The sequence below is a fragment of the Enterococcus sp. DIV1328a genome (assembly GCF_050536905.1).
Classification (GTDB): Bacteria; Bacillota; Bacilli; order Lactobacillales; family Enterococcaceae; genus Enterococcus; species Enterococcus faecalis.
Map to the genome: position 1 here is coordinate 936000 of NZ_CP172912.1, position 16662 is coordinate 952661.

Annotated in this window: 18 protein-coding genes; 17 read left to right on the forward strand and 1 reads right to left on the reverse strand. The window is 36.8% G+C overall.

What is annotated here, in order from left to right; genetic code table 11:
- Window positions 1–8: 8 nt before the first annotated feature.
- The 4 genes from IGL93_RS04580 to IGL93_RS04595 are packed head-to-tail and all read left to right on the forward strand — an operon-like array spanning window position 9 to window position 4693.
- The gene (locus tag IGL93_RS04580) at window positions 9–527 is read left to right on the forward strand and encodes a GrdB-related putative oxidoreductase (protein WP_002361637.1); all 519 of its coding nucleotides are present in this window, start codon (window positions 9–11) and stop codon (window positions 525–527) included.
- 36 nt (window positions 528–563) lie between these two features.
- Window positions 564–3026: a helicase C-terminal domain-containing protein gene (locus IGL93_RS04585; protein WP_284954785.1), complete on the forward strand. Its 2463-nt coding sequence runs from the start codon at window positions 564–566 to the stop codon at window positions 3024–3026.
- Window positions 3023–3988: an asparaginase gene (locus IGL93_RS04590; RefSeq protein WP_002357976.1), complete on the forward strand. Its 966-nt coding sequence runs from the start codon at window positions 3023–3025 to the stop codon at window positions 3986–3988. The genes IGL93_RS04585 and IGL93_RS04590 overlap by 4 nt, the downstream gene beginning before the upstream one ends.
- A 21-nt stretch (window positions 3989–4009) precedes the next feature.
- Window positions 4010–4693: an HD domain-containing protein gene (locus tag IGL93_RS04595; protein ID WP_010775743.1), complete on the forward strand. Its 684-nt coding sequence runs from the start codon at window positions 4010–4012 to the stop codon at window positions 4691–4693.
- A gap of 16 nt (window positions 4694–4709) precedes the next feature.
- On the opposite strand, the gene IGL93_RS04600 is transcribed toward IGL93_RS04595, so the two are convergent.
- The gene (locus tag IGL93_RS04600; RefSeq protein WP_002357974.1) at window positions 4710–5204 is read right to left on the reverse strand and encodes a YajQ family cyclic di-GMP-binding protein; all 495 of its coding nucleotides are present in this window, start codon (window positions 5202–5204) and stop codon (window positions 4710–4712) included.
- A 234-nt stretch (window positions 5205–5438) separates the two neighbouring features.
- Here IGL93_RS04600 and IGL93_RS04605 point away from each other — a divergent pair, with 234 nt between their 5' ends.
- From IGL93_RS04605 to IGL93_RS04665, 13 genes are all read left to right on the forward strand, one after another.
- Window positions 5439–6395 (forward strand): YitT family protein, encoded by a 957-nt coding sequence (locus IGL93_RS04605; protein WP_002381974.1) that lies wholly within the window; start codon window positions 5439–5441, stop codon window positions 6393–6395.
- 202 nt (window positions 6396–6597) lie between these two features.
- Window positions 6598–7467 carry a class II fructose-bisphosphate aldolase gene (locus IGL93_RS04610; protein ID WP_002357972.1) on the forward strand — a complete coding sequence of 290 codons (870 nt, stop codon included), beginning with the start codon at window positions 6598–6600 and terminating at the stop codon, window positions 7465–7467.
- 173 nt (window positions 7468–7640) lie between these two features.
- The gene (locus IGL93_RS04615) at window positions 7641–8933 is read left to right on the forward strand and encodes a UDP-N-acetylglucosamine 1-carboxyvinyltransferase (protein ID WP_002357969.1); all 1293 of its coding nucleotides are present in this window, start codon (window positions 7641–7643) and stop codon (window positions 8931–8933) included.
- Window positions 8930–10222, forward strand: a complete 1293-nt coding sequence (rho, locus tag IGL93_RS04620; protein WP_002357968.1) for a transcription termination factor Rho — start codon at window positions 8930–8932, stop codon at window positions 10220–10222. Before IGL93_RS04615 ends, rho begins: the two co-directional genes overlap by 4 nt.
- Before the next feature lie 99 nt (window positions 10223–10321).
- On the forward strand, window positions 10322–10591 hold the full coding sequence (locus IGL93_RS04625) for a type B 50S ribosomal protein L31 (RefSeq protein WP_002357967.1): 270 nt from the start codon (window positions 10322–10324) through the stop codon (window positions 10589–10591).
- Between the two features lie 316 nt (window positions 10592–10907).
- Window positions 10908–12020: a teichoic acid biosynthesis protein TagB gene (tagB, locus tag IGL93_RS04630; protein ID WP_010775744.1), complete on the forward strand. Its 1113-nt coding sequence runs from the start codon at window positions 10908–10910 to the stop codon at window positions 12018–12020.
- Entirely contained in the window at window positions 12010–12756 is a 747-nt protein-coding gene (locus IGL93_RS04635; protein WP_002360559.1) for a WecB/TagA/CpsF family glycosyltransferase, read from the forward strand. The genes tagB and IGL93_RS04635 overlap by 11 nt, the downstream gene beginning before the upstream one ends.
- The gene (locus IGL93_RS04640; protein WP_010775745.1) at window positions 12757–13350 is read left to right on the forward strand and encodes a hypothetical protein; all 594 of its coding nucleotides are present in this window, start codon (window positions 12757–12759) and stop codon (window positions 13348–13350) included.
- Window positions 13351–13402: 52 nt separating this feature from the next.
- Window positions 13403–13813, forward strand: coding sequence for a glycerol-3-phosphate cytidylyltransferase (gene tagD, locus IGL93_RS04645; protein ID WP_002384695.1), 411 nt, complete (start codon window positions 13403–13405; stop codon window positions 13811–13813).
- Window positions 13814–13951: 138 nt separating this feature from the next.
- The gene (locus IGL93_RS04650; RefSeq protein ID WP_010775746.1) at window positions 13952–15013 is read left to right on the forward strand and encodes a DUF916 and DUF3324 domain-containing protein; all 1062 of its coding nucleotides are present in this window, start codon (window positions 13952–13954) and stop codon (window positions 15011–15013) included.
- Window positions 15006–15218, forward strand: a complete 213-nt coding sequence (locus IGL93_RS04655; RefSeq protein WP_002357965.1) for a hypothetical protein — start codon at window positions 15006–15008, stop codon at window positions 15216–15218. The genes IGL93_RS04650 and IGL93_RS04655 overlap by 8 nt, the downstream gene beginning before the upstream one ends.
- Window positions 15219–15444: 226 nt before the next feature.
- On the forward strand, window positions 15445–16323 hold the full coding sequence (gene scrK, locus IGL93_RS04660) for a fructokinase ScrK (RefSeq protein WP_002357964.1): 879 nt from the start codon (window positions 15445–15447) through the stop codon (window positions 16321–16323).
- A 90-nt stretch (window positions 16324–16413) separates the two neighbouring features.
- Window positions 16414–16662, forward strand: a complete 249-nt coding sequence (locus IGL93_RS04665; RefSeq protein ID WP_002357962.1) for a YtxH domain-containing protein — start codon at window positions 16414–16416, stop codon at window positions 16660–16662.

A 16662-nucleotide genomic window follows, 5' to 3' on the forward strand; every position in this document is an offset into this window, starting at 1 on the left:
AAATAGGCGTGAAAAAAATCCTTTTAGTCTTAAACCACAGTTTAGCAGGATTTGGCAGTGATGAACAAGCTCAGCTGAAACCAAGTGGTAAAAAAGCTCCCTTAGGTCCAGGGGTAACATTGCTACCATTTTTACAGAAGCAAGGAGCGGAAATTGTTGCGACACTTTATTGTGGTGACCAATATTATTTGGAAAACGAGGAAGAGGTAGCAAAGAAATTTATTGGCTTTGCAAAAAAGTTTCATGCCGATGCGGTTCTTTGCGGACCTGCCATGCATTATCCTAATTTTGGAGAAATGGCCGCTCGTCTAGCTTGTAAGTTTAATGCTGCGGGCATTCCTGCAATTGCAGCGATGGCAGAAGAAAATCCAGCAGTTAGTCACTATTATCAGCAAGTACCGATTGTGAAGATGCCCAAAAAGGGTGGCATTGGTTTAAATAATTCGTTTAAACAAATGGCGCAATTGGTCGTGGCAAAAGCAAATGGAAAAGAAACCAAACAGTTAGAAGAAACAAGTTGTTTTTAATTGATGATAATCTAAAGAGAAATCCAGAATGAACGCATGATTGTGTTCGTTTTGGATTTTTTGCTTTTGTTTAGCGAATGTATGTTCTATAATAGGGAGGCAGATAGGTGGGATTACGTGAAATCAACGAGAAAAATTGCGGTGCGTCAAGTGGTCGAATTTATTTTAAGGCGGGGAAGTATCGATTCTCGCCATGTGAGTGAACATACACCACAAGAAGGTAGTCGCCTTCATCGAATGCTGCAAAAGGAAGCGGGGAGCCTTTATCAAAAGGAAGTATCTTTAAAAATTGAGGTGCCTTTAAATGGCCATAATTATTGTGTAGAAGGTCGTGCAGATGGCATTTTTGTGAAAGAAACTGGGCAAGTGGTCATTGATGAAATTAAAACATCCGAACCAGCGTTTGAAGAATTGCCGCCAGAAAAGGTCGAATTGTTTTGGTATCAAGCGATGTGTTATGGTCACATGTATTGCCAACAAGAACAACTTTCTGAAATAACGCTTCAACTCACTTATTATCAGACCACCACAAAACAAATCACACGACAAGAACGCCATTTTACAGAAGCTGCATTAGCGGAGTTTTTTACTGATTTGATGAAGCGCTATGAACAGTGGGTAATTTTTAAAGAAGAGTGGCGTATTTTGAGAAATAAATCATTAAAAAATCTTAGTTTTCCTTACGGGGAGTATCGCAAAGGGCAACGAGAATTGGCGGTAGCCGTCTATAAAACAATTCTTAGTAAACAGCGGCTCTTCGTGGAAGCACCAACTGGAACAGGCAAGACAATGTCCACTCTTTTTCCAGCGATGAAAGCAATTGGTGAAGAAGAAGGTGAACGGATTTTTTATTTAACAGCTAAGACCATTACGCGGCAAGTGGCTGAAGATGCCGTCAAAGCGCTGTCCGAAAAACAAGCGCAAACTAAGAGTATTACGTTAACAGCAAAAGATAAAATTTGTTTTTTAACTGAACGAAATTGTACACCAGAACATTGCCCGTTTGCTGACGGCTATTATGATCGTTTAAATGAGGGACTGTGGGATTTATTGCAACATGAAAATCATTTAACGAGAGAGGTTATTGAACGGTATGCACAAAAGCACCAATTGTGTCCATTCGAGTTGTCGCTAGATGCAAGTCTTTGGTGTGATTTAATTATTGGCGATTACAATTATCTATTTGATCCAACGGTTTATTTACGGCGCTTCTTTGAAGAACCCCAAAGTGCAGAAGAGAATATTTTTTTAGTGGATGAAACCCATAATTTGGTTAATCGTTCACGGGAGATGTATTCGGCCGCTATTTCTAGGAATGCGGTTTTGCAAATTCAAAAAAGATTGCAAAAAGAATCTGTTCAATTAAAAAGAGCTTGTCAAAAAGTCTTAACTACGTTTGATGATATTGAAGCAATCTGTGAAGAAAAAGACACGGATTTTTTTGCCCAACGTGCGCCAATTGATTCATTAGTTAAACAGATACATCGATTAACAGAAGTAATTGCAGAATGGTTGCCAGAAAATCAACACATTGAGGAATTGGCGTCGATTCTCAGTTTTTATTTTGATTGTTTAAGTTATCTTCGAATCAGCGAGTATTACGACAACGGCTTTTATACGTCTATTTCTTTGCGAAACTATGACTGCGTTGTGAAACAATTTTGTGTCGATCCGGCTTATTTATTGTCACAACGATTAGATAAAGGGAAAGCGAGTATCTTATTTTCGGCAAGTTTAACACCTCTGAATTATTATCAAGAAGTGCTTGGTGGAGGTGGAGAAAGCCTACGTTATCGGATTCCGTATCCTTTTCCAGAAGAAAATCAATTGTTGATAATCGGTAGTCATCTTCAAACAACCTATAAAAACCATGAAAAAAGTTATCCACAGATTAGTGAACTTTTAGGGAAGTTAAGTGAAACAAAAACAGGCAACTATTTAATTTTCTTTCCTTCCTACGCCTATATGGATGATGTCTATCAAGTATTTAGCCAACGTTACCCGCAAGTAAAAACTCAAATTCAGGGAACGGACTTAAACGAAAAAGAGCGAGAAGCATTTTTAGCTGAATTTAAAGAGAATCCTCAAGAAACTTTCATCGGTTTTTGTGTTTTAGGTGGTATATTTTCAGAAGGAATTGACTTGAAAGGTACCCGATTGATTGGTACGATAATTGTTAGTGTCGGGCTACCACAAATGAACCCAGAGCAAGAACTGATTCGCACTTTTTATCAAGAAGAGCGAGGGCAAGGGTTTCAATTTGCGTATCAAATTCCTGGCATGAATAAAGTCTTGCAAGCGGCTGGACGTGTCATTAGAGATGCGCAAGATAAAGGCTTTGTGTTGTTATTAGACGAACGATTTGAATTACCAAGTGTCCAGCGTTTCTTTCCGCCGCATTGGTTGGCGCATCGAAAGGCAAACACCAATGAACAACTCATTCAACAAGTGAAACAATTTTGGTTAAAAAATAAAGAAAACAAAGGAGGAAACAAATGAAGACCATTTTAGTCCTTCATACAGGTGGGACCATTTCCATGTCGAAAGTAGCAGGAGGAAGTGTTGCCCCGAATGAAAAAAATCCGTTGATGGAACAAGAAGCATTATTTTCTGGCAAGGTTCATTTAGTTGTCGAAGATATTTTTAATATTCCCTCACCACACATGACCTTAGAACGGATGTTTCAATTAAAAGAACGGATTCAAAAAGCTTATTCTGAACCAATTGATGGCGTGGTTATTACGCATGGAACAGATACATTAGAAGAAACAGCTTATTTTTTAGATATAACCTTAGAGAAAAAAATCCCCATTGTTTTAACAGGAGCAATGCGGTCAAGTAACGAAATCGGTAGTGATGGCTTGTATAATTTCATCAGTGCTATTTGGACTGCTTGTTCAGACGAATCGTACGATAAAGGTGTTTTAGTCGTGATGAATGATGAAATTCATACGGCGCGTTATGTGACAAAAACACATACAACGAACGTCGCAACGTTTCGGACGCCAACTTTTGGACCAATTGGAACCATTGCGAAAGAACGTGCTTTTTTTGCGAAAGAGGTCTTACCGCAAGAAGTTTGCGATGTTTCTTCTGTGAAAGGAAATGTTCACGTAGTGAAGGCCTATGCGGGGATGGGTGAACGAATGTTTGAATTATTAAACACCCCAGAAACGGATGGGTTAGTAATTGAAGCGCTAGGCGCGGGTAATTTACCGCCAGAAACGCTCCCAGCATTACAAAAAATGCTAGACAACGGGATTCCAGTCGTTTTAGTTTCTCGTTGTTCCAATGGCATTGCTGAAGATATCTATGATTATGCTGGTGGTGGCGTTGGCTTGAAAAAAATGGGGGTCGTTTTTGCCCGTGGTTTAAACGGACCGAAAGCGCGGATTCGTTTAATTGTTGGTTTAAACAGCGAAAAAAATCCTGCAGAGTTAAAAGAATTTTTGGAACAGTAACTAATTTTAAGGAGAAAATAAATGAAGCTGTTTGAACGCATTCATCAAGATACTGAAATTCGACAAATTTATGATGCAATTGGTCAAATGGAAGATGAAGAAGCTGGGTGGGCATACCATAATTGGTTTCATGTAAACAATGTCGTAGCCATGACGGAAATGATTTTGAAACAACTTGCTGTTTCAGAGGAGTATTTAGAGGCGGCAAAAATTGCGGCACTGCTCCATGATGTGGGTGCGCTACAAGGAAAAGCAGGACATGCACTTCGTGGGAAACAATTTGCAGAAGCATATTTTCGTAAGCAAAAGATTTGTTTGCCTTATCAAGAAGAAATTTTATCTTCTATAGAAAATCATAGTAACGGCTTTGATTCGGAAGAGTTAATGACACTAGCGCTAATCATTAGTGATAAGTTAGATATTACAGCCTCTCGTGTTGCAAAGGCTGGTTATTTCGTACCGGGAATGCGGCAATTTCAATTTTTAAAGAAAATTGAAATTATGCTTTCAGAACAAGAGGTTTGTGTCTCGTTTACGGCAGAAGAAGAACTGGATTTAGAAGAATTAAATGCGTTTTATTTTATGCCAAAGGTTTTCAAAGCAATTGCCGCTTTTTCAGGGAAAATCCAACGCCGACCAATCGTTTTATTGAATAATCAAGAATGGCCGGTACCAAAACAAAAAAATCCTTCAACTGTTCATTAACAGTTGAAGGATTTTTTTAGCGATAATTATTAAACTCAAGAGCCATTGGTAAATCTAATTCTCGTAAAAGAGCCATGACTTTTTGTAAATCATCCCGACTTTTTCCAGTTACCCGAATTTTGTCTTCTTGGATTTGTGACTTAACTTTAATCCCAGAGTTTTTGATAGCTGTGTTGATTTTTTTTGCATTTTCTTTATCAATACCACTGATTAAATCACCATATTGGCGAGCGGTACCGCCTAAGGCTTTTTCACTTTCTGAGAAATGAATATTTTTAATCGGAACATTGCGTTTGACTAATTTTCCAAATAAAATATCCTTCACTTGCTCGACTTTATAATCATCTTCAGCTACGACTACTAGTTTATCGTTTTCCAATTTAATATCAGCAATTGACCCTTTAAAGTCAAAACGATTTTTCAATTCTTTCAAGGCAATTTGAATCGCGTTTTTGACTTCCTCCATATTGACCTCTGAAACTACATCAAAACTTGCTTCTTTTGCAGCCATGTAAAAACCTCCTAAAATATTCTTTGCTTCATCATATCATGAAATAGTAAAAAAGGTTAGGCTAGAATCATTTTGAATAGAGAAATAAGAAGATCAATTTTTAGGGATATCTTCTCGCATTCTTTCATGGAAACGTTGCAAAAAAATTTTTTTCAATGTTCGCTTTTAGCCCCTTTTCTTTTAGGATAGAACCTGTTATTCTAAGTCAGAAGAATAGCGAAGGAGCGAAGAAAAATGAGTCGATTGGTTAGTACTTACCAAAGAAATGAATCGATAAAAAAAATAGCAGTGATGGCGATAACCGCTTTGACTTCTGCGGTCGGTTTGAATTTCTTTTTGATTCCGGCAAAAGTTTTTTCGGCAGGGATGAACGGAATTGCGCAAATCATTGCTACATTATTATATACAAATTTAGGAATCCATATTAATACAGGGATCTTCATTTTATTTTTAAACATTCCCGTCTTCATTCTAGGGTTTGTAAAATTAGGGAAACAATCAACGATTCTTAGTTTCATCAATGTTATTGGCATTTCCGTTGTCACTATGTTTGTGCCAATCGTAACAGTCACAACGAATCCTTTGATGAACGCAATTATGGGTGGTGTCTTAGTCGGCGTTGGCGCAGGGCTTTCATTGAAAATGGGCTTTAACACTGGCGGCATGGACATTATTTCACTGATTCTTTCAAAAACAACAGGGAAAACAGTTGGTAATTTTATGTTCTTATTAAATGGTATTATTGTGCTGTTGGCTGGTTTTGTATTTAACTGGGAAAGTGCGTTGTATACTATTATTTCTATTTACTGTTTGAGTCAGGTGGTCGACATGATTCATACCAGTCACCAAAAAGTCACAGCAATGATTGTCACCACGAGACCAGAAGCCGTTGCCTTAGAAGTTTCTCAACAAATCGCTCGTGGCATGACCTTGTTGCCTTCAATCGGCGGCTATTCAGGTGCAGAAGGTCGGATGATTATGATGGTCATTACTCGCTACGAACTCTATGATTTAGAACAAGCAGTTTACAGTATCGATGAGAATGCCTTTGTAAATATTTTACCAACACAATCGGTTTTAGGGCGTTTTGCCAATGAAGATGAACAACGGATTTTTCATAGTACAGGAACATTTCCTGAGCTTCAATCCTACAAGGTGAAACGTTATCCGCCAAAGAAAAAATTAAAATAGCAAGTCGGCCTTCAGATCCCAAAGTGATAACGGGAAAACTGGAGGTTTTTTTATAAAAATGAAGGTTATGTGAAAGAATAGACAAAAATTTTCTGAAAAAGGGAATTTTACTAGAAAAGTGTCAGGAATTCTGCTAAAATAGAACCGTTGGTTAGGGAACACCTAACAAATAAAGTTTTTAAAAACTTAGGAGGAATTTTTTATGCCAGTAGTATCAGGAGCAGAATTCTTAAAAGCAGCACGTAAAGGCGGCTATGCAGTAGGTGGCTATAACACAAATAACTTAGAATGGACACAAGCGATTTTAGAAGCAGCAGAAGCTAAAAAAGCACCAGTTCTAATCCAAACATCAATGGGCGCTGCTAAATACATGGGTGGCTACAAAGTAGCTAAAGACATGATTACTAATTTAGTAGACTCAATGAATATCACAGTTCCAGTAGCAATTCACTTAGACCACGGTGACTACGAAGCTGCTTTAGAATGTATCGAAGTTGGCTATACTTCGATCATGTTTGATGGTTCTCACTTACCATTCGAAGAAAACTTAAAATTAGCGAAAGATGTAGTTGAAAAAGCTCACGCTAAAGGTATTTCTGTCGAATGTGAAGTTGGTTCAATCGGTGGTGAAGAAGACGGAATCATCGGTACTGGCGAATTAGCTGATATCGAAGAATGTAAACAAATGGTTGCTACAGGTATTGACTACTTAGCATGTGGTATCGGTAACATCCATGGTCAATATCCAGAAAACTGGAAAGGTTTAGCATTTGATCACTTACAAGCAATTGCTGAAGCTGTCGGTTCTGATGTACCTCTAGTATTACACGGAGGTTCTGGTATTCCTCAAGAACAAATTGAAAAAGCAATTTCAATGGGTATCTCAAAAGTTAACGTAAATACAGAATTCCAATTATCATTCGCTAAAGCAACGCGCGAATATATTGAAGCTGGTAAAGATTTAGAAGGTAAAGGATTTGACCCTCGTAAATTATTAGCACCAGGTAAAGCTGCAATCATCAAAGATGCAGAAGAACACATTGATTGGTTCGGTTCAGCTAACAAAGCTTAATCAACTAGTTACTTTAAAGACAGCCACAGCACGTGGCTGTCTTTTTTATTTTTTGTTATTTTTTCATTCTATTAAAATACCTGAGAAGTTTTCTTTTTTCTTAAGCTTGATTATGATAGAATGATTGGGTAGTTTATTTAGAAAACGTATATTACAGATAGGTGAGAATATAAATGAAAAAAATCGTAATCAATGGGAATCGTCCATTAAAGGGCGAAGTAACCATTAGCGGCGCCAAAAATAGTGTGGTCGCTTTAATTCCAGCTGCTATTTTAGCAGATTCGCCCGTGACTTTAGATGGCGTTCCTGACATTCAGGATGTTCACTCATTAATTGAAATTTTAGAAATTATGGGTGCTAAAATTACTTTTGAAAATAATACATTAATTATTGACCCAACAGAAGTTGTTTCTGTGCCAATGCCAAAAGGAAAAATCAATAGCTTACGTGCGTCCTATTATTTTATGGGCTCACTTCTTGGTCGATTTGGGGAAGGCGTTGTCGGCTTACCTGGCGGTTGTTACTTAGGACCTCGTCCAATTGATTTACATATCAAAGGATTTGAAGCATTAGGCGCTCATGTAACCAACGAACATGGGGCGATGTACTTGAGAACAGACGAAGCTGGCTTACAAGGAACACGAATTTTTATGGATATGGTATCTATTGGTGCTACAATCAATGTCATGTTAGCCGCAGTTAAAGCCAAAGGCAAAACGATTATTGAAAATGCTGCGCGTGAGCCAGAAATTATTGATATTGCTACATTATTAAATAACATGGGTGCAAAAGTCCGAGGAGCTGGAACGGACGTTATTCGGATTGAAGGTGTCGAAGAATTACATGGTTGTCGTCACTCGATTATTCCAGATCGAATTGAAGCTGGGACTTATTTAGCTATGGCAGCAGCTATGGGTGAAGGAATCAAAGTTCGAAATGTTATTTATGAGCATTTAGAAAGCTTCATTGCGAAATTGCAAGAAATGGGCGTTAAGATGACAATTGAAGAAGACATGATTGAAGTTCATCCGTCACATGATCTGAAAATGACAACGGTGAAAACCTATCCATATCCTGGTTTTGCCACAGACTTGCAACAACCGTTAACGCCATTACTTTTAAAAGCGCAAGGAACTGGTGAAATTATTGATACGATTTATGCTCAACGAAATAAGCATATCCCTGAGTTAGTGCGGATGGGGGCTGATGCTTCGGTTGAAGGCAATATGATTATTTTAAATGGTCCAAATCAATTGCACGGTGCAGAAGTAGTCGCCTCTGATTTACGGGCAGGCGCTTGCTTAGTCACTGCCGGCTTGATGGCTGAAGGTACGACCACAATTTATAATGTAGAATATATTTTACGTGGGTACGACCACATTATCGAAAAGTTAACTGCTTTGGGCGCTGATATTCAAATGCTAGAAACCGAAGAACAAGAAGGTCCGTTTGAGGTGGATCAATGAGCGACTATTTAACAATGGCTGAATTGGAAAATAGTACGTTAAAAGATATTTATGCGTACGCGAAAGAGTTTAAAATTCCTTATTATAGCCAAATGAACAAAAAAGAATTGTCTTTAGCTGTGATTCGTGCACAAGCTGAGAAGCAAGGGTTTTTCTTCATGGAAGGAATTTTAGATATTGTTTCTCAGGATGGTTATGGCTTTTTGCGGCCAATTAATTATGGACCAAGTGCAGAAGACATTTATATTTCTTCTTCTCAAATTCGTCGTTTCGGATTGAGAAATGGGGACAAAGTAGCTGGCAAGGCGCGTCCGCCAAAGGAATCAGAACGTTACTATGGACTCATGCATGTTGAAAGTGTCAATGGGAAAGATCCTGAAGAAGCGAAAGAGCGGCCACATTTTCCAGCGCTAACACCGTTGTATCCTGAAAAACAATTAACGTTAGAAACCACGGCTGGCAGATTATCAACACGAATGATTGATGTATTTGCACCAATTGGTTTTGGGCAACGTGGTTTAATTGTAGCGCCGCCAAAAGCCGGGAAAACAAGTGTTTTAAAGGAAATTGCTAATGGGATTACAGAAAATCATCCTGATGTGGAATTGATTCTGTTGTTAATTGACGAGCGTCCTGAAGAAGTGACTGATTTAGAGCGAAGCGTTAAAGGCGATGTGGTTTCTTCAACTTTTGATCAACAACCACAAAATCATACGCGAGTTGCTGAATTGGTTCTGGATCGAGCAATGCGCTTAGTTGAAGACAAACGGGACGTAGTTATTTTAATGGACAGCATCACTCGTTTAGCAAGGGCCTATAATTTAGTGGTCCCGCCTAGTGGTCGAACCTTAAGTGGCGGAATAGATCCAGCTGCGTTTTTCAAACCTAAACGATTTTTTGGTGCTGCCAGAAATATCGAAGAAGGGGGCAGTCTGACTATTTTAGCCACGGCATTGGTGGATACAGGTAGCCGAATGGATGATGTCATCTATGAAGAATTCAAAGGCACAGGCAACATGGAGCTCCATTTATCTCGTGAATTAGCAGAGCGCCGTATTTTCCCAGCAATTGATATTAAAAAATCAAGTACGCGAAAAGAAGAATTGCTAATGACACCAGAACAACTAGAAGAAACGTGGAAATTGAGAAATAATATGTCAGGAGACTCGCTGGAATATACGGATCAATTCATAAAAATGTTAAAACGGACCCAAAATAATCAACAATTATTTGAAGTTTTCCATGATGTTTCGTTTGGCAAACAAATTAAAAGAAATCCAAAAAGATAATTGCATACCAACTGAAAACATGGTAAGATAGCATTGTTGTATACCGACAAAATAACTCTGATACAGCAAATGGATCAGGGCAAAGGAGCGAAAAAACGTATGAAACAAGATATCCATCCAAATTACCAACCAGTAGTATTCATGGATTCAACAACAGGTTTCAAATTCCTTTCAGGTTCAACTAAAGGATCTTCAGAAACTGTTGAATGGGAAGATGGCAACACTTATCCATTATTACGTGTTGAGGTTACTTCAGACTCACACCCATTCTACACTGGTCGTCAAAAATTCACACAAGCCGACGGACGTGTGGACCGTTTCAACAAAAAATACGGTCTCAAAGACGAAAACGCAAATCCAGACGCATAGTCTTTCAAAACATTGTTATGACAAGGTTTATAGAGGTTTTCCACTGTGGTGGGAAACCTCTATTTTTGTTGGATTGGCAGTTTTAAATTCAGAGAAATTATTTAAATATTATTTTATTTAACTGAAAGTATAGCTAGTCCGTATACCGTATAATTTAAATTATTTGGATAGTATACATATTGTAAAGTGCAATTGTCTTTTTAGAATCTTTAAGGTATAATTTGTTTTAATGAGTTTATATGTAAGCTTTTTCTTTTTAAAGACTTTGATCATATCTTTTTTATAAGAAAACTATTGGTTGTGAAAGGATATAAAAGTGCTAAAACAATTGTACTTAACAGTATTAAGACGGAGACCATACAAACATAAAAAAGTAAAAATTGTGTACATAATGAGTTTCCCAAGAAATGATGGACATTTAATTGAACAATTAGAACAACACTATCACGGAATGATAATAGTACTTTATACAAAAAATTGTCAATCATATGCAGCATCCTTAAACCAAAAAGGCATAAAGACGATACTTTTTGATAAGAAGACTTTGTTGATTACAACGGCGATTTCATACTTGAAGTCAGCCCCTCTGATTTTTGTAGATAATTATTTTCCAGAATTGGCAATTTTAAAAAAAAAGCAAGTAGTTATCCAATTATGGCATGCTAATGGGGCTTTAAAACAGTTTGGCTGGGGTGCTTATCACACGAAACATAGAAGTAGCAAGGATCAAATCAGGTTTCAAAAAGTTTACGATAAAATGAATTATTTTATCGTTAATTCACTAAAAATGGAAGCAATTTTTAGAAACAATTATCGTCTCGAGAATGCTCAATTTTGTCATTTTGGTTCGCCGCGTCTTGCTTATCTTGAAAAATTAGAGGTAGGAGAAACAAATCAGAATAATAAAGTTTTATATGCACCAACTTACCGAGAGGGAATGAATGAAATGATGCTTGTGATAAATCAAGCAATAAAGGCTTTTTCTGCTATGCCAAATTTTCATTTTTATATGAAATTACATCCATCAATCCAGTTAGATGCCATTGAACTACCGAGAAATGTTTCTATTTGGGAAAAGCATATTTTTGAAAGCTTTAGTGAAATAGACTACTTGATTACTGATTATTCGAGTGTGGTCTTTGAATACATGCATGTTAAAGAGCAACCGAACATTTTATTTTTTTGTCCAGATTTAGAAAAATATGCATTAAATCCTGGAATTGAGCCTGATTTTTTTGAATATTTACCAGGACCGTTAGTTGAAAATGAAAAACAGTTGATTGTGGCATTGTCAAATTTTTCAATAAATAGTTATAAAGATAATATTGCTAGAATTAACGAAGAATGGAATCAATATCAGTCAAAAGAGACCATTAATAAAATAGTAGAGTTGGTAGAGAGAATCTTGGGGGGATTTTGTGAAAAGTAAGGTACGCACTGAATATATTGGGGGATTACCAGTTGACGTATTAACACATCAAGAAATTATGGATGACTTAGAAAGTTATCTCAAAGCTAAAGAGAAAATGATTGTAACTAGCGTTAATCCGCAGATTTCATTGTTAGCATTTGAACATCCAGAAGTTAAGTTATATTTGAAAAGAGCAACTCATCGGATTGCAGATGGGATAGGTGTGGTCAAGGCATCGAAGCTAATGGGTGGGTCTATTCGTGAAAGAGTTACAGGAATTGATGTCATGGATAATTTTTTAGAGTATGCAAATCAACATAAGGAACGAATCTTCTTGTATGGTGCAAAGCAAGAAGTAGTTGAAGCAGCAGCTAAAAATATTCAACGACAATATCCAGGGATTGTTATTAGCGGTATTTTACATGGCTATACAAAGAAAAAACAGCAAGAAATTGTGGAACAAATTAACAAAGCTGAACCAAGGTTTGTCTTTGTAGCATTAGGTTCACCGAAACAAGAGATTTTTTTGGAACAAACAATTGATCACCTGACAGCTAATGTATTTTTAGACGTAGGCGGTACTTTTGACGTATTAGCTGGATCAGTCAAAAGAGCGCCAGAATTTTATATAAATCACAATTTGGAATGGTTATATCGTTGTTTGACAATGAAGAGATACGATCGGTTAATGCAAATTCCTAAATATATTTATTTGACTATTAAGTATCGGAACAACAAGTCTAGGGGGCAGTAAATGATTATTTTGTTTATTTGGGAAAATGACGTAGACACAACTTTTTATATCGTAAAAATAGGGAAAGATGAGAAGTTCATTTTACGAGTACCACCTATTCACAAACTAAGTAAATTTGTTCAAAATAATCAATGGAATAGTTTGATAGAAGAATTAAGAAAATTGTCTTCATATGAAGTAACTGAGTACATAATTATAAAAAAAGCAATGCTTTTTTCGTATCTTTTTGAAGACGATAAAGAAATTGTTATTTCAAATCAAAGCGAGCGGCATCTAATAGATCAAAATGGCAAAGAATGGTTTTTACCAAAAGGAAAAGTTGCTGTAAATCAAGAGGTGCTTGCAGAATATCTTCGTTTTAGTCATTCAGATGCTGAACGTTCATTTGAGCATCAGGAACACATTTTTCGTTTAACGAAAATTAAATTATTAAAAGATAAAAATCCGTTGAAATTGCAAAAGCAGTTAAAACAATTAAAAAAAGCTACAACAACGTCTTTCTCTATAAAATCTCTGAGTAAGTTATTACTAATCTATACTGCTACAGAAAATAAAAAATTTGATCGAAAAACCATCAAAGTCAATCAAGAGTAGCCTTTTTTCTATTCACAAAAATTGATAATTAACGAAGAAATATCAAAGTACAATGGAGGTTTTTATGAAAAAAATACTTACTTACGGCACATTTGACCTCCTGCACTATGGTCATATTAATTTGTTGAAAAAAGCGAAACAACAAGGGGACTACCTGATTGTTGGACTTTCAACAGATGCTTTTAATTTAGAAAAAAAGAAACAAAGTTATTTTTCATATGAAAAACGTAAACAATTATTAGAGGCAATTCGTTATGTTGATTTAGTTATTCCTGAAACTAGTTGGAAACAAAAAGTTTCCGATATTGCTGAATTTAAAATTGATACTTTAGTCATGGGCGATGATTGGCAAGGGGCTTTTGATTTTCTAGAAGTTGAAACAACCGCAAAGGTTCTTTATTTGCCACGAACGCCAGAAGTATCAACCACACAGATAAAAAAAGAATTATATTATAGTGAATAATAAAAAGTCTCCTTGGTATTTTTCAAGGAGACTTTTTTCAAGATTATCCTTCCTAAAAGTCAAAGATTGATCAGCATTGTTTCGCTGATTTGTTAGACTAGTAGGTACATTCAGCTTTATAAAGGAGATCTTGAAGAAATGAGTAGAAAAAAAGTCGGTGTTTTCTGTCTATTTCTGTTTTTCACATTTTTTATTATTGTTCCAAAAGTAGAAGCTACAGAAGAAATGAAGACTAAATTTACAGTAACGCCTGTTTTACCAGAAAATCAAGTGTCAGGAACATCTAGTTATTATGATTTAATTCTGGCACCAAAGCAATCTTCCACTATTGTCTTAGACATAAAAAATAAGACAGACGAAAAATTGTCCATCGTATTGACTCTAGCAAATGCATCAACAAATGATAATGGGTTGATTGTGTACAATGATTTTGATAAACCACTTGATTCATCGTTAAAGGTTCCGCTGACAGACTTGGTTACTTTAGAAAATGAGGAAGTGAGTGTGCCGCCTCATCAAACAGTATCAGCAAAGATGAAGGTGAAGGGACTTGATCAGCCTATCAAAGGAGTTGTTTTAGGCGGGGTTTACGCGCATCTCAAAGATGAAAAAGAGGAAGAGACCCAAACAACGGGCTTAACTAGTCGCTACGGGTTTAATGTTGCGATTGCCATGAGGAGTGCTGAGAATGCTCCTTTAACAGAGGTGAACCAACTGAAATTAGTGAAAGTAACACCTACAATTGCTTTAGGGGCCAAATCACTAAAGGCGGTCATTCAAAATCCGTATGCTGCTATTTTTCCAGAAGTTCGTTTAGAAGGTCAAGTGATAAAAAAAGGATCCTCTAAAAAAATTGCACAACGGACACTAAAAAATGTTCGCTTTGCCCCAAATAGTTCCATGAATTTTCATCTTGATTTGGGCAAACAACCGCTAGATGCTGGGACTTATATATTTACAGGACGTGCTATTTTACAACAAGATGAACAACAGTCTTGGCCTTTTCAACAAGAATTTACGATTAACACTCGTGAAGCAAAAAAATTGAATCAAGAAGCTACGGTCAAATGGGTCCTACCTACATGGTGGTTACCGACTTTCTACACGTTGTTAGTAATCACAATTGGGGCAATTTATAGTGTCATTTGGCGCAATAATTATCAAAAAACAAGCGAAAAGGAGAGTGAGAATAATGGCTAGTTGGTTTTGGTTGTCTGGCGGTTTAGCGGTCATTTGTTTTATGTTTTTCCTCTTTTCTTTGCTGACTAGTATGAGTTTTATTCAGCATGCAAAAGAACCCAGAAGTATTCTAAAAGAAACGCTTTTGAGTTGGTTAATGCTTTTACTTAGTGGTGGGTGGATTACAATCGGACTATTGTTATATTTTTCGCTAAAGAATCAATAAACAAAAAACGAGCATTCATTGTTAGATAACCGTGAATGCTCGTTTTTTTGTTTTAGGAAAATGCTCTTTAGCAACTTGCCAGATTTCATTGGGCAACCTGACTGAAATTGTTAAATTGTTCTGTCGAAACGACAAAAAAGTGGTAAACTAAACGTGTATGTTAGTTATTTAATCAAAAGTAATGTATCCGCTTACTTATAAAATGGAAACGAAGGAGCATATTGCAATGACAGAAAAACTTTTAGGAAGTATCGAAGCCGGTGGCACAAAATTTGTATGTGGCGTTGGGACAGATGATTTGACCATTGTGGAACGTGTCAGTTTTCCCACAACAACCCCAGAAGAAACAATGAAAAAAGTAATAGAATTTTTCCAACAATATCCTTTAAAAGCGATTGGGATTGGTTCGTTTGGTCCGATTGATATTCACGTTGATTCTCCTACGTATGGTTATATTACTTCTACACCAAAATTAGCTTGGCGTAACTTTGACTTGTTAGGAACTATGAAACAACATTTTGATGTGCCAATGGCTTGGACAACGGATGTGAATGCTGCGGCATATGGTGAGTATGTTGCTGGAAATGGGCAACATACATCTAGTTGTGTATATTATACAATTGGAACTGGTGTTGGCGCTGGAGCGATTCAAAACGGTGAGTTTATTGAAGGCTTTAGCCACCCAGAAATGGGGCATGCGTTAGTCCGTCGTCATCCTGAAGATACGTATGCAGGAAATTGTCCTTATCATGGAGATTGTTTAGAAGGGATTGCAGCAGGACCAGCAGTTGAAGGTCGTTCTGGTAAAAAAGGTCATTTATTGGAAGAGGATCATAAAACTTGGGAACTAGAAGCTTATTATTTAGCACAAGCAGCGTACAATACGACTTTATTATTAGCGCCAGAAGTGATTATTTTAGGTGGCGGCGTCATGAAACAACGTCATTTGATGCCGAAAGTTCGTGAAAAATTTGCTGAATTAGTCAATGGATACGTGGAAACACCGCCTTTAGAAAAATACTTGGTGACGCCTCTTTTAGAAGATAATCCAGGAACAATTGGTTGCTTTGCCTTGGCAAAAAAAGCTTTAATAGCTCAAAAATAACCATTTATTCGCAGTTCATGCATTATATTTGAAGGAAATGGCTAAGAATGATACTCTTATTATGTAATTAATTATTTAGGAGGGATTAGCATGGCAGATTTAAAAGGACGTTTTGACGATGCAAAAGATAAAGTAGAAGGTACTGCAAAAGAAGCGCAAGGCAAAGTTACGGATGATAAAGGCAAAGAACTTGAAGGAAAAGCTCAATCAACCTTTGCTGACGTAAAAGACAAAGCACGTGATGCCGGCGACGACCTTAAAGAAGGCGCTGAAAAATTAACTGATAAAGTTAAAGAAGGCTTTGAAGACTTAAAAGACAAATTTAGTAAAGATAAATAA

Excerpts from the sequence above, each read along its gene's own strand:
- IGL93_RS04585 (WP_284954785.1), top strand. The coding sequence starts at position 564 with ATGATTGTGTTCGTTTTGGATTTTTTGCTTTTGTTTAGCGAATGTATG.
- IGL93_RS04590 (WP_002357976.1), top strand. The coding sequence starts at position 3,023 with ATGAAGACCATTTTAGTCCTTCATACAGGTGGGACCATTTCCATGTCG.
- IGL93_RS04595 (WP_010775743.1), top strand. The coding sequence starts at position 4,010 with ATGAAGCTGTTTGAACGCATTCATCAAGATACTGAAATTCGACAAATT.
- IGL93_RS04600 (WP_002357974.1), bottom strand. The coding sequence starts at position 5,204 with ATGGCTGCAAAAGAAGCAAGTTTTGATGTAGTTTCAGAGGTCAATATG.
- IGL93_RS04605 (WP_002381974.1), top strand. The coding sequence starts at position 5,439 with ATGAGTCGATTGGTTAGTACTTACCAAAGAAATGAATCGATAAAAAAA.
- IGL93_RS04610 (WP_002357972.1), top strand. The coding sequence starts at position 6,598 with ATGCCAGTAGTATCAGGAGCAGAATTCTTAAAAGCAGCACGTAAAGGC.
- IGL93_RS04615 (WP_002357969.1), top strand. The coding sequence starts at position 7,641 with ATGAAAAAAATCGTAATCAATGGGAATCGTCCATTAAAGGGCGAAGTA.
- rho (WP_002357968.1), top strand. The coding sequence starts at position 8,930 with ATGAGCGACTATTTAACAATGGCTGAATTGGAAAATAGTACGTTAAAA.
- IGL93_RS04625 (WP_002357967.1), top strand. The coding sequence starts at position 10,322 with ATGAAACAAGATATCCATCCAAATTACCAACCAGTAGTATTCATGGAT.
- IGL93_RS04640 (WP_010775745.1), top strand. The coding sequence starts at position 12,757 with ATGATTATTTTGTTTATTTGGGAAAATGACGTAGACACAACTTTTTAT.
- tagD (WP_002384695.1), top strand. The coding sequence starts at position 13,403 with ATGGAGGTTTTTATGAAAAAAATACTTACTTACGGCACATTTGACCTC.
- IGL93_RS04650 (WP_010775746.1), top strand. The coding sequence starts at position 13,952 with ATGAGTAGAAAAAAAGTCGGTGTTTTCTGTCTATTTCTGTTTTTCACA.
- IGL93_RS04655 (WP_002357965.1), top strand. The coding sequence starts at position 15,006 with ATGGCTAGTTGGTTTTGGTTGTCTGGCGGTTTAGCGGTCATTTGTTTT.
- scrK (WP_002357964.1), top strand. The coding sequence starts at position 15,445 with ATGACAGAAAAACTTTTAGGAAGTATCGAAGCCGGTGGCACAAAATTT.
- IGL93_RS04665 (WP_002357962.1), top strand. The coding sequence starts at position 16,414 with ATGGCAGATTTAAAAGGACGTTTTGACGATGCAAAAGATAAAGTAGAA.